This window comes from Bradyrhizobium sp. BRP20, from assembly GCF_020194215.1.
In the GTDB taxonomy this organism is placed as follows: domain Bacteria; phylum Pseudomonadota; class Alphaproteobacteria; order Rhizobiales; family Xanthobacteraceae; genus Bradyrhizobium; species Bradyrhizobium yuanmingense.
Map to the genome: position 1 here is coordinate 1 of NZ_JADYVY010000105.1, position 436 is coordinate 436.

Here is a 436-nt window from a genome sequence, read left to right on the forward strand (position 1 = left end):
GGTCGGCATCGGCATGGCGCAGGGGGGAGCGGGGCAGATACATGGCAGCCGTTTCGGGGAGGATGTTTCATGATACATCCGTTTCAATGTTTCATATGTTCCACTGTTGCATGCCGGTCATTCCCGTGAAATCAACCGCTTGCAGCTTGGCATGGTGCTTGCGCTTCCTTTCCCGTACTTCAACCTGGATTGCCGCATGACCGCTTCTGCCCCTTTCTCCGCCGGTGCCCGCTTCCGTGAGGCGCTGGCTGCCGAATCGCCGCTGCAGGTGATCGGTGCGATCAACGCCAACCACGCCCTGCTGGCCAAGCGCGCCGGCTTCCGTGCCATTTACCTGTCCGGCGGCGGCGTTGCCGCAGGCTCGCTGGGCCTGCCGGACTTGGGCATCAACACCCTGGAAGACGTGCTGGTGGACGTGCGCCGCATCACCGATGTC

General features: G+C 62.6%; 1 pseudogene. It reads left to right on the forward strand.

Going from position 1 to position 436, the window contains the following annotated elements:
• Window positions 1–151: 151 nt before the first annotated feature.
• A pseudogene (locus I6F33_RS38005) lies at window positions 152–436 on the forward strand (hypothetical protein); the annotation flags it as partial.